Source organism: Acidobacteriota bacterium (assembly GCA_018001935.1).
GTDB lineage: Bacteria > Acidobacteriota > JAAYUB01 > JAAYUB01 > JAAYUB01 > JAGNHB01.
The window spans coordinates 1-12,645 of sequence record JAGNHB010000029.1 but is presented as its reverse complement, the minus strand read 5'-3'; the positions used below and the strand labels follow the sequence as shown (position 1 = coordinate 12,645).

Here is a 12,645-nt window from a genome sequence, read left to right as displayed (position 1 = left end):
GCGGGGAAGTCGCCTTGAACGATACTTCACCCTGGACGGGAGGAGCCTGACATGCGGCGCTGGAGTTCGCGCGCCGATCGCCGGGACCCGCCCCGCGTCCCCTTCGAGGACCTCGACCGGGTGCTCCTCGTCAAGCTCCGCTCCCTGGGGGATTGCGTCCTGACCACCCCCTGCCTGAAGATCCTCAAGGCGCGCCACCCCCGCCTGCGGGTGGACGTGGCGGTGGAAGACCGCTTCCGCGCCGTTTTCGAGGGCAACCCGCTCGTCCACCGGACCTGGCCCATCCCCTGGGACGGGCGCCGCTACTTCCGCCACCGGCGCCTCCGGAAGTCCCTCGGCCACGGTCTGCGGGAGGCCCATTTCGACGCCGTCCTGGACTTCAGCGGGAGCATGACCAGCCGGGTCATCATGCGGCTGACGGGAGCCCCTGTCCGTGCGGGCTTCGGGCAGTACCACCTGCCCCACTGCTACACCCACCTCGTGGGGAACCCCGCCCGCTACTTCCCCGGGGAAAAGCTCCACAACGTCCAGTTCCTCGCGGGGCTGCTCCGGGGCCTGGGCGTGGAACTCCCCTCCCCCCTCCCCCCGACGGAACTCCACGTCCCCGAACCGGCGCGGCGGTCCGCAGCGGACCGGCTGTCGGCGGCGGGGATCGGCGACGGGCCCCTCGTCCTCGTTCAGCCCACCGCCACGCTCGCGTCCAAGCAGTGGCCGCCCGAGCGCTTCGGGGAGGTCGTCCGGGGCCTGCACCGGGATCGACCCTGCCGGATCCTGCTGACCTGCGCACGCCACGAGGCGGGGATCGCCCGGGAGGTCGCCCGGGCAGCAGGCGAGGACCTCCCCGTCTTCGACGACATTTCCCTGCCCGAACTGGCCGCCCTGATGGAGCGCGCGTCCCTCTTCCTCGGCTGCGACAGCGGCCCCGCCCACATGGCCGCCGCCCTCGGCCGGCCCGTCTGCGTGATCTTCGGGTCGTCCAACCGCGACCTCTGGCACCCCTGGGGGGAGGGCCACGCGGTGATCAGCCTCGACCTCCCCTGCAACCCCTGCCCCGGCAAGCAGTGCCCCCAGCCCCGCCCCCTGGCCTGCATCCTCGACATCCCGGCGGAGAGGGTCCTCCGGGCCGTCATGGAATGGCTCCCACGGGGTTGATCACGGCGCGGGCCGCCGTGACCCCCTGACTCCCTGACATCCTGAACGGCCTCCGGGCCAGGCAAGGACTCGCCCCGTTCGGTGTTCCTCCGCCCGGCGGAAGCGGAGGGTACAACGCCGGGCCGCGCAGGGACGTCACCGCCGATCGGGCACGACCCCGCCGGCGTGGGCGGCCGGGTTAGCCGCGAACCGGGATCGGCGAGATTTGCGGATCGAAATCGGGCGGTTTGCGCTATAATAAAGTCGTTACTTTTCCCGGTACCGAACCGCACTTGCAGGCGGCCCGTTGAAACTCTGGCGAGGAGGTCGGCGATGCAATCGAAACCCCGTCCGTTTCCGTTCCTGATTCTTCTCCCGCTCCTCCTGGCCGGGCCGGCCCTCACCGGCACCGCCGCCGCCCAGGGAGACAGCACCGACCCACCCGCGAGCCCCGTGAGGCTGGTGTTCATCCACCACTCCACCGGGGGATTCTGGCTGGCGGACGACAACGGCGGCCTGGGGATCGCCCTGCGGGACAACAACTACTACGTCAGCGCCACCAACTACGGGACCGGGCCCGACTCCATCGGCGACCGGACCGACGTCATCAACTGGCCCGAGTGGTTTCTCTGGGAAAACCGCGACACCTACCTCGCCTGGCTGTACGCCCTGAACGAGCAGAATTTCGGGGACTTCGGTTCCTGGAGCCGACTGGGGGCCAACCCGGGCGGGGAAAACGTGGTCATCCTGTTCAAGTCCTGCTTCCCCAACTCGAATCTCTACGGCAATCCCTCCGACCCGCCCGACGCCGAGATCTCGGACGCCTTCACCGTCGGCAACTTCAAGGCGGTCTACAACCGCCTCCTGACCTACTTCGCCACCCGGCTGGACAAGCTCTTCGTGGTGATCCTGGCGCCGCCGTACGCGACCAGCGAGTGGGATTTCGATTACGGACGCGCCGCCAACGCCCGCGCCTTCAACAACTGGATGATGACCCAGTGGCTGTCGTCCTACGCGCACCCCAACGTCGCCGTCTTCGACTTCTACAACGTGCTCACCAGCAACGGCGGAAACGCCGACACCAACGACCTCGGCTGGTCCACGGGGAACCACCACCGCTGGTGGAGCGGGGCGGTCCAGCACCTCCAAACCGTCGACATCAACTACGCCGCCTACCCCACCGACGACAGCCACCCGTCCCAGGCCGGAAACGTGAAAGCCACCGAGGAGTTCCTCCCCCTGCTGAACGTGTTCTACAACCGCTGGAACTCCGGGGCCTCCCCGCTCCAGTACAACGACCTGGCACGCTTCCTCGCCGCCAGTGCCAATCTCCCGTCGGGGCAGACGGGGGACGCCAACGGCGACGGGGTGGTGGACGCGCTCGACCTGGTCTACCTGCTGACGCACTGACCGGGGCCGGGCCGCCCCGAGAGGATTGCCCGGTAAAGTTCGAGGGTGCGGCGCGCCGTCGTCTCCCAGGAGAAGCGGGCGGCCTGTCGCAGGGAGCGCGCGCGCATGGACACCCGGCGTTCGGGGTCCCCGAGGAGGGCGAGCAGGGCCTCCGCCAGCACCCTCGGCTCGTCGGCGGGGACGAGGAGCGCCGCGTCGGCCGCCACCTCCGGGAGGCTGGAGGCATTCCCGCAGATCACCGGCGTCCCGCAGGCCATGGCTTCCAGCACAGGAAGCCCGAAACCCTCCTGGCGGGAGGGAAACACGAACACGGCCGCCCCGGCGTAGAGCGCCGGCAGAAGCTCGTCGGCGGCCGGACCGGTGAAGACGACCCTCCCCGCCAGTTCCCGCCGCACGGGGTCCGTTTCGGCGCCGGGGTAGCGCGGGTCCATTCGCCCGGTCACCACAAGAACGAACCGCCCGCCGAGCCCGGGGTCCCGCCGGAGGGCCTCCTTCCAGCCGTCGAAGAGGAGCGCCAGGTTCTTGTGCGGCTTGTTGCTCCCCACGTAGAGCACGTACTCCCGGTCGATCCCCAGTGCCTCCTTCACGGCCCCGGCGCGCGCTTCCGCGGCCGGGTCGAATTCCGGCGCCGCCGCCAGGGGGATGGACACCGTCTTCCCGGCGGCCCCCGGGAAGTGGTGCGCCAGCCGCTGCCGGGAGGCCTCGGAGATGGTCAGCACGGTGTGGGCGCGCCGGACGGCCATGGCGATGGCGATACGGATCAGCGCCCGCTTCGGGAAGGGGAAATACTCCGGGAAATCGAGGGGGATGAGATCGTGGATGCCGGCCAGCAGGGGGACGCCGGGGAACCAGGGCGTCAGGAACCAGGTGGCGTGGAACAGGCCCGCCCCCGACCGCCGCAAAGCCCCGCGGACCTCCCACTGCTGGGAGACCGAACGGGGTCCCGACGCCACCCGGACCCGCTCCAGCCCAACGTCCGGCAAGACCGTGGCCGACCCGCCGTCCACCAGGAGGCGAGGGGCCGGGACCCCGGCGCCCGCCCCCGCCCCGTCCCCCACCAATCGACCCATGGCGGCGGCCAGGGACACGACGTAGCGCCCGATGCCGGGGAACCGGGGGGTGGCGGTGCGGGCGTCCAGGACGGGGGTCATGTCCCCGACCCGTCCGCCCGGGCTTCCTCCGGCGTCCCCCCGGTGGAAGGCTCCAGGACCAGCCGGACGACCTGGACCGAAACCCCGTGAGGCCCCGCGGCCCGGGACAGTTCCTCGAGCACCTCGGACTCGTCCGGACGCTCCGGAACCAGGACCCGCCGGGCGCCGGTGGAAGCCGCCACGTGGCCGAGGGTGTCGAGGCTGCCCAGCACCGGGACCCCGAGAATCAGCGCATGCTCCCGTTCCGGCCCGGGGTCGAGGAAGCCGACGGCGCTCATCCGCAGGTCCCCGCGGAGGCGAAGGGTCCGCAGCAAAAGCTCGCCCGCGTCGTCCGCGCCGTAGATCAGCACGGGGTCACCGCTGCGGGGTTCCACACCGTGCCGGAAGTACTCGCGGAGGATCCACAGGGAGAACCGGGCCGTCCCCACCAGGACCAGGGAGAGGGTGAAGTCCACGAAGAAGAGGGCGCGGGAGTACCCCTCGAAGCGGAAGAGAGCCAGGATGGCCAGCACCGAGGCCAGGGACGCGACCACGTTCCACCGGACCAGGAGGAAAAGTTCCCGGATCCCCGCCCGGCGCCAGTCGTGGCGGTAGAAGCCGGCGAGCAGGAAAACGGCGATCTTCACCAGGACCACGACGGCGAACGACTCCTTCATGCGGGCGAGGTTGAAATCCGCCACGGTCCCGTCGAAACGCAGCAGGTAGGACAGGACGTAGGCGATCCCCAGCAGGACCGCGTCCATCAGGAGGACGAGGGCGTGGTCCCGGACGAAGCGCAGCACGGCCCCGATCCCCCCCCGGCGCTGCGAGAGGGCCGCCGTGCCGTAGATCCGCACTTCCGAGAGGAAGAGCCCGAAAATCAGCATGGAGATGGCCAGCATCCCGAAGAGGGACAGTGTCCCCAGGAGGCCGAACCGGGTGAAGAAGGCGGCGCTCAGCCCGAAGGAGAGGCTGATCCCCATCAGGAACAGGACCGTCTTCCGCTCCGAAAGCCCCAGGATCACCAGCCGGTGGGACGTGTGGTCCCGTCCCCCACGGGAGATCGGCCGCCCGTGGAGGCGCCGCTGGAAGGAGACCAGCACGGTGTCGAAGATGGGCACGGCGAGAAAGCAGACGGGCATGAAGATGGCGAACAGCAGGTTCGCCGCCCCGCGCCACGTGCTCATGATGGTCACCGCCGCCAGGATGTACCCGATGCAGAGGCTCCCGCAGTCCCCCATGAAGATCTTCGCCGGGTTGAAGTTGAAGAGCAAAAAACCGAGGCAGGCCCCTGAAACGGCGGCCGCGAGGATCGCCACCCCCCCGAGGCCGTGCTGGAAGGCGTACACCAGGATGCAGAGACCGGACACGAAAGCGACGCCGGAGGAGAGGCCGTCCATGTTGTCGATGATGTTGAAGGCGTTGATGATGGCCGTGAACCACAGGATGGTCAGGGGCACGGCCACCCAGGGGTTGGCGACGAAGTTCAGGCGGAGCCCGAGCAGCGCCGCCGCCGTGGCCAGGGCGAGCTGGAAGAGAAGTTTCGTGCGGGGCCGGGTCTCCCGGATGTCGTCGAGGAGCCCGAACAGGAAGGCGGCCCCCGCCCCCCCGATGACGAGGAGGTTCTCCCGCGACGGCGGGATGAAGGGGACGACGGCGGCGGCGAACCCGACGAAGATGCCGATCCCCCCGAGCAGGGCGGTCGGTTTGCGGTGCCAGCGGTCCTCCCGCGGCTTCGCCACGAACCCCAGGCGGCGGGCCACGGGGATCATCAGGGCCGTCGATCCGGCCGCGAGGCCGAACGCGACCAGGTACACCCAGGCGAACGCGGGCATGGCCTTACCTGGAAGAGGTCAGGACCGGGGGCGGTCTGCGGCCCGGTCGCCGCGTTCCCGGAAGTGGGCGATCACGTCGTCGAGGATGTCGTCCAGGGTGCGGCTGGGCCTGAACCCGATCAGGTTGCGGATCTTCGTGGTGTCCGGGACGCGCCGCTGCATGTCCTCGAACCCTTCCTCGTAGGCCTGGCTGTAGGAGAGATAGGTCAGCACGGAGCGGCTCCCGGTCCGGGCGATCACCCGCTCCGCCAGCCGGGCGATGGAGACTTCCTCCTCGCTCCCCACGTTGTGGACCTCCCCGAGGGCCCGCGGTTGCTCCATCAGCGCCCGGAGCGCGGACACGCAGTCCCGGACGTGGAGGAAGCAGCGGGTCTGGGAGCCGTCCCCGTAGACGGTGATGGGCTCGTCCCGGAGCGCCTGCCCGACGAAACGGGGGATGACCATCCCATACGCCCCCGTCTGGCGAGGCCCCACGGTGTTGAACAAGCGGACGATGACGGCGGGAAGCTGCCGGTCCTTCCAGTAGTAGTAGGCCAGCATCTCGTCCACGGCCTTGGAGGTGGAGTAGGCCCAGCGGCTCTTCAGGGGCGAGCCCAGGATCCGGTCGTCCTCCTCCCCCAGGGGGATGTTGGTGTTCTTGCCGTAGATCTCCGACGTCGAGGTGATGAGTACCTTTTTCCGGTAACGGCAGGCCATCTCCAGGACCACCTCCGTGCCGCGGATGTTGGTGGCCAGGGTTTCCCAGGGCTTCTTCACGATCAACTCGACGCCCACCGCCGCGGCCAGGTGATAGACCCGGTCGCAGCGCTCCATGAGCTTGTCGGTGAGGAAGCGGTCCTGCACGTCCCCCACCACCAGGCGGAAACGGGGGTTGCCCTCGAGGTGGGCGACATTCTCCACGCTCCCGGTGGACAGGTTGTCCAGGGCCGTGACGTCGTCGCCCGCGTCCAGGAGCGCTTCCGCCAGGTGTGAGCCGATGAATCCGGCGCCGCCGGTGATCAGGATGTTCATGGTTCCTTCCTTCGAAAATATCGGTCCGTCGACAAACGCGGCACTATACCAGAAATCGGCGCGATACGGAATGCCCCGTTGCGGCGGCACGAAAAAACGCAGGCCCGCCCGCGGCCCCCCTCACTCGGCGCTGCCGGCGTCCTCGCCGCTCTCGCCCCCCTCCGCGGCCGTGACGCGGTCCCGCCCGGAATGCTTCGAGACGAAGAGGGCGCCGTCGGCGACGTCGAGGAGTTGCTGCAGGGACGCGATGCCCTCCCGGAGGGCCGCGACACCCAGGCTCACGGTCAACCGGAGGGCCTCGCCGGTCGAGAGGGTCACGGCGGGCTCGGCGACGGAAACCCGGATCCGCTCCGCGACCGCCATCGCCGCGTCGAGGTCGGACTCGGGCAGGAGAAACACGAACTCCTCCCCCCCGTAGCGGCCGACGAGGTCCACCCGCCGGATGCCGGACTGGAAGCGGCCCGCCACCTCCCGCAACGCCTCGTCACCGGCCGAGTGTCCCCAGGTGTCGTTGACCTGCTTGAAGTGGTCGATATCGGCCATGATGACGGCCAGGGGCCGCTCGTAGCGCCGGCTCCGCTGGAACTCGGCTTCCGCCAGGTCGAAGAAATGGCGGCGGTTGGTCAACCCCGTCAACGCGTCGGTCACCGCCATCCGCTTGATTTCCGTGAACATCTTGGAATTTTCGACGGCGATCCCGGCCTGGCCCGCCACGGTGAAGGCCATGTCCGCCTCCACCCCGGAGAATGCCCCGGGGACCGTGCTCTTCAGGACGATGATGCCCTGGAGTTCTCCCCGGCACAGGAGGGGCACACCCAACAAGGAACGGACCTCCCCCGGATCGATCCCATCCCGGAACCGGGGGGAGTCGGCCAGGTCGTCCACCCGCAGGAGTTGGCGGGTCTCGGTCACCGTTTTCATGGCGGCCGTGTTCAGGAGGGCGCTCGACAGGGCCTCGCCCTCCCGGGGGAGCGGCTCGCCGAAGGCGGCCAGCGCCCTGAAGTTCATCCCCTCCTCCCGGTAGAGCGCCAGCCCCGACTCGAACCGGACGAAATAGCGCATGTTCTCGAGCAGGCGCGTCAGGACCTCCTGGGTATTGAGGGTCGAGGTCAGGGCCCGGGTCATGTCCCGGAGCGTCTCGGCCAGCACCCGCTGCTGGTGTTCGGATTCCAGGTGGCGGGCGTTGACGATGGCCCGCTGCACGGCCTGCTTCAGGGAGAGGAGCGTCCGGACGCGAGACTCCATCTCCTTCCTGTCGAAAGGTTTCGCCAGGTAGTCGTTCGCCCCCGCCTCGAAACCCGCCAGGATCTCCCTCGGCTGGTTCTTCTCGGTCAGCATGATGACGGGCACTTCGAACATCGAGTACTTCTCCCGGAGTTTCCGGCACAGCTCGAAGCCCGACATCCTCGGCATCACCGTGTCGGTGATGACCAGGTCGAACTCCTCCCCCATCGCGACCCGCTCCAGCGCCTCGACCCCGTTCCGGACGGGGGTCACCGCGAAGCGGAGAAGGGTGAGCTGGTGGACCAGGACCTGGAGGGTGACGACCTCGTCATCCACCACCAGGACCCGGAAGGCGTCCGCCGGGATGTCCGTGGTGGGCAACACGACGTCCAGGAGCGCGGCGTCCGCCGCGGGGAGCTGCTCGACGAACTCGGTGGCGGCGGAGATGCCCGAGCCCCGCTCCCCCTCGGAACGGCTCACCGGGAGGGTGAAACGGAAGCGGGATCCCTTCCCCGGCGTCGATTCCAGGGACATCCTCCCCCCGTGCAGGTCCACCAGGTACCGGGTGATGCCGAGGCCGAGGGCATTCGGCGGGACTTCCGCGTCAGGGGTCGAGAAGAATCGCTGCAGTTCGTCCACCCGGCTGGGGGGGATCCCCTTCCCCGTGTCCGTCACCGAGACTTCCACCTGGACGCCCCTGAGCTCGGCCGACAAGGTCACCGCCCCGCACTCCGTGTGCTTCGCCGCGTTTTCCACGAGACGGACGAGGATCTGCTGAAGGCGGATCTCGTCGGCGTCGACGGCGGGCAGGTCGGAGTGGACCGTGTTGGACAGGGTCACGTTCTTCCCGATGAAGAGCGGGCGGCAGAGGAAGCGGACGACCTCGGCGACCTGTTGAAGGTCGAGGGGCTTGGGGGTGATGGTGATGTCCCGGTTGCGGAGCTTGGAAAAGTCCAGGATGTCCTGGACCATGTGGAAGAGCCGTCGCGCGCTGTAGGAAACCAATGTCAGGCTCCCGTTCGCCTGCGCGCTGAGGGGGCCCGCCGCACCGCCCAGAAGCCCGTCCACGATGCCGATCATCCCGTTGATGGGCGCGCGGAGTTCGTGGGAGGTGTTGGTCAGGAACTCGTCCTTCAACTCGTCGACGCGGCGCAGGTTTTCCACGAGGAGGCGCTGGCGGGTGATCTCGCGGCGGTGGGCGCGGGTGCGGAAAGCGGCCCAGGCCCAGACGAGGCCGATGCCCGCGAGAGCGTAGAGGAGGTAGGCCCACCAGGTCTTCCAGGGCTTGGTCTGTACCCGGATGCGGATGGAAACGCCTTTCTCGTTCCAGACCCCGTCGTTGTTTGAGCCCTTCACGGTGAAGACGTACTCCCCGCCGTCGAGGTTCGTGTAGCTGGCGAAACGGCGGTTGCCGCACTGGACCCAGTCCGCGTCGAACCCTTCCAGCTTGTAGGCGTAAAGGTTCTTCGACGGCCGGGTGAAATCGAGGGCGGCGAACTCGAAGGAGAAGAAGTTGTTCTGCCAGGGGATATCCAACTCCCGGATGCCCTGCAGCCGAAGGCCGGAGTGGACTTCCTTGTCGAACAGGCTGAACGAGGTCAGCACCACCGGGGGGACGTTGGGGTTGTCGCGGACCCGGTCGGGGTTGAACACGATCAGGCCTTTCGTGCAGCCGAACCAGAGCCGCCCGTCGGCGGTGGCCATGCAGGACCCGTCGAAGAACTCGTTGCCGGGGAGCCCGTCGTTCACGTCGTAGGCCCGGAAACGCCCCCCCGCGCGGGACAGGCGCGCGAGGCCCTGGGCGGTGGAGACCCAGAGGTTCCCGGCCCGGTCGAACAGGATCCCGGCGATGTGCGAACACGGCAGGCCGTCCCCCTGGGAATACCGGAAGAAGGTCCCCGTTTCGGGATCGAAGCGGTTGAGGCCCCCCATGGTGCCGACCCAGACCGCGCCCCGGGGGTCTTCCTGGAAACAGGTCACGCGGTCGTGGCTCAGGCTGGCGGGATCGCCCTCCCGGTTCAGGTAGACCCGGAAGTCGCCCGTCTTGGAGTCCATGAGGTTCAACCCCTTCTCGGTCCCCACGAAGATCGTCCCCGAGCGGTCCTGGAAGAGGGCGGTCACGTAGTTGCCGCTGAGGCTCCCGGGGCGCCCGGGATCGGCGAGGTAGCGGGTGAAGGTCTGCCCGTCCGGGTTCAGCCGGTTCAGCCCTTCGTCCGTTCCCGCCCAGACCGTCCCCGAGGAGTCGACGAGAACGGCGTTCACCCGGTCGTGGCTCAGGCTCCCGGCGGCCGCGGGGTTCGACCGGAAGCGTCGGAACTTCCCGGTGACGGGGTCCAACGCGTTCAGGCCGCCGCCCAGGGTGGCGACCCAGACCGTGCCGTCCCTCCCTTCGCAGACGGCCCGGACCCGGTTGTACGAAATCGAGGCGCCGTCACCCTCCCGGGGCTTGAAGTGAACGAAGCTCTGGCCGTCGTCCGCCGAACGGTTGAGTCCGTCCTCCGTCCCGACCCAGAGCGTTCCGCCGCGATCGAGGTAGAGGTTCCGCACGTTTCCGTCACTGAGTCCGGAAGGGTTCCGGGGGTTGTACGTCACCTTCCGGAAGCGCTCCGGCTTGAGGTCCAGCAGGTTGATGCCACCCCCGCGGGTGCAGACCCACAGGTTCTGGGAACGGTCCACGAAAAGGCTTCGGATGTCGTTGTGGCTGAGCCCGCGGGGATCGGCGGGGTCGTAGGTGAAGTGCTCGACGGCGCCCCCGGTGAAGGTGTACCGGAAAAGGCCCATCCCGCTGGTGCCGATCCAGAGGTTTCCCGACGGGTCCTCGAGAAGGGTGTTCACGCGGATCACCGTGTCCGGTCCCGCCGGCGATGCCAGCGGGAGGGGCAGGTAGGCGCCCGCAGCGGGCTCGAACAGTCCCAGGCCCGCTTCCGTGCCGATCCACAGCCGGCCCGCCCGGTCGAAAAAGACCTTTCGCACCACCGCGTGGGGGATGGACCGGGGGTTCGCGGGGTCGTGAAAGTAGGACACGATCCGGCCCGTGGACGGGTCGAGCCGGTTCAGCCCGTTCCCCGTCCCGACCCACAGGGTGCCGTCCGGGGCTTCCGCGATGCTCCAGACGCGGTCGTGGCTCAGCCTGCCCGGGGCCGCCGCCCGGGAGTCGAAGTGCCGGAACGTCCCGGAGGTCGGCTCGAAACGGCTGAGGCCCCGGCTGTAAGTCCCGACCCAGATCGTTCCCGTGCGGTCCTGGTGCAGCGCCTGCACGCGGTCGTCACCCAGGGAGGACGGGTCACCGGGGCGGTTCCGGTACACCGCGAACCGGCCGGTGCCAAGGTTCAGCCGGTTGACCCCGCCGCCCCAGGTCCCGAACCAGATCTCCCCCTCCCGGCTGTGGAGGATCACGCCGATGTTGTTTTCGGAGGGCGAGTCGGGGTTGTCGGGGTCGGCCTGGTAGGGGGAGAAACGGTACCCGTCCCAGCAGTCGAGCCCGTTCTCGGTGGCGATCCAGATGAAGCCCCGAAAATCCTGGACGCAACCGTAGGTGATCCCGTGGGAAAGTCCCTGGGCCGAGCCGAGGTGCTCGAATTCCTTTCCGGCGATGCACCAGGCCACGAGAAGCACCACAAACGAACCCGTCAACACCGCTCGGTTCATCCGTATCTCCCCCCTTTTTTCCCAACTCTAGACGAGCCGGCACGAAAAATCAATCCCTTTGAAACCGGCAGTCGATCTGCTACCATGTTTGATGGGTTCGCAAAAAGCCGGAAAACGAAAGGGAAAGTACGTGTAACGCCTTTGTTTGAGCCATCGCCCGGAGAGCGATGGTACTTTTTGCGGAGACGGCAGGTTTGATCGTCCGCAAATCCGACGGGGGAGACCCTATGCCCGACCATGCCATTCGAGAACTCATGCTGCGACGAATACTGGCGGAGGCCTCCGGGTTTGGCCTGGAGACCGTCGAAGTGGACGCCGGACGCCCCTGGGGGGCTTTCGTCCGCTTCTCCGAGACCTCGCTCGCGGCTTTCCTCTCCGCGTACTGGGAAACCGTGGACCTGCCGCCCACCCGGGGGCGCCGCGACCCCAAGATCCTCCTGATGGCTCCCGGCGAGAAGCTGTCCCTCCAGTACCACAACCGCCGGGACGAGTGGTGGCGAGTCCTCGAGGGCCCGGTGGCGGTGAGCCTCGGAGAGGACCCCACCCGGCTGTCGGAGCACGTTCTCCCGCCGGGGGCCGTGATTCACCTGCCCCGCGCCGCCCTTCATCGCGCCGGTTCCGTGGGCCAGTCGTGGGGGCGGATCGCGGAGATCTGGGAGCACGTGGTCACCGGGGCCCCGTCCGACGAGGACGACATCGTCCGGGTGCAGGATGACTATGGGAGGAGGCCGTAGGCTGTAGGCTGTAGTCCCTACGAAGTAAGATCTTTGGCAAAATGAGCAAGATTTGAGATCATCGGTGGGCTCCCACCGCTTTCAGAGCGGGGAAACCCGATGCGGGGACGGAGGAGGGAATCCCGGCAGCGTCGTCCGGCATGCCACGGGATTAGAATGCCCCACTTGTGCTGATCCGGTTCCGGAATCGACGTATCCGGTCTCTCGCAGAGACGCCAGGACGCAAAGCCTCGCAAAGGAATCCCCCTTTTCCGGTTCCGGCTTTGCGAGGCTTTGCGTCTTTGCGCCTTTGCGAGAGGTAAAGACCGCCTGTTTTTTTCTGGAGCGTCCGGATGATCCGTGTCCATCCGTGTCCATCCGTGTTCATCCGTGGTTTCTCTCCGGTTTATCCGGGTTGGGCTGTAGTCCCTTCAAAGTAAATTCTTTGGCAAAATGAGCAAGATTTGAAATCGTCGGTGGGCTCCCACCGCTTTCAGAGCGGGGAAACCCGATGCGGGGACGAAGAAGGGAATCCCGGCAGCG

7 protein-coding genes are annotated in these 12,645 nt (G+C 68.1%); 3 read left to right on the top strand and 4 right to left on the bottom strand.

Going from position 1 to position 12,645, the window contains the following annotated elements:
* Positions 1-51: 51 nt before the first annotated feature.
* A complete protein-coding gene (locus KA419_11995) occupies positions 52-1,152 on the top strand; it encodes a glycosyltransferase family 9 protein (GenBank protein ID MBP7866658.1) in 1,101 nt (366 codons plus the stop codon).
* A 312-nt stretch (positions 1,153-1,464) separates the two neighbouring features.
* Positions 1,465-2,541, top strand: coding sequence for a hypothetical protein (locus tag KA419_11990; GenBank protein ID MBP7866657.1), 1,077 nt, complete (start codon positions 1,465-1,467; stop codon positions 2,539-2,541).
* Here the strand turns inward: KA419_11990 and KA419_11985 are convergent.
* The 4 genes from KA419_11985 to KA419_11970 form a co-directional block, all read right to left on the bottom strand.
* Positions 2,523-3,692, bottom strand: a complete 1,170-nt coding sequence (locus tag KA419_11985) for a glycosyltransferase family 4 protein (protein ID MBP7866656.1) — start codon at positions 3,690-3,692, stop codon at positions 2,523-2,525. The genes KA419_11990 and KA419_11985 overlap by 19 nt on opposite strands.
* On the bottom strand, positions 3,689-5,506 hold the full coding sequence (locus KA419_11980) for a hypothetical protein (GenBank protein ID MBP7866655.1): 1,818 nt from the start codon (positions 5,504-5,506) through the stop codon (positions 3,689-3,691). Before KA419_11980 ends, KA419_11985 begins: the two co-directional genes overlap by 4 nt.
* A gap of 18 nt (positions 5,507-5,524) precedes the next feature.
* Positions 5,525-6,517: a GDP-mannose 4,6-dehydratase gene (locus KA419_11975; protein ID MBP7866654.1), complete on the bottom strand. Its 993-nt coding sequence runs from the start codon at positions 6,515-6,517 to the stop codon at positions 5,525-5,527.
* A gap of 120 nt (positions 6,518-6,637) precedes the next feature.
* Positions 6,638-11,389, bottom strand: a complete 4,752-nt coding sequence (locus KA419_11970) for a diguanylate cyclase (protein MBP7866653.1) — start codon at positions 11,387-11,389, stop codon at positions 6,638-6,640.
* A gap of 254 nt (positions 11,390-11,643) precedes the next feature.
* Here KA419_11970 and KA419_11965 point away from each other — a divergent pair, with 254 nt between their 5' ends.
* Positions 11,644-12,123 carry a cupin domain-containing protein gene (locus tag KA419_11965; GenBank protein ID MBP7866652.1) on the top strand — a complete coding sequence of 160 codons (480 nt, stop codon included), beginning with the start codon at positions 11,644-11,646 and terminating at the stop codon, positions 12,121-12,123.
* Positions 12,124-12,645: the final 522 nt, after the last annotated feature.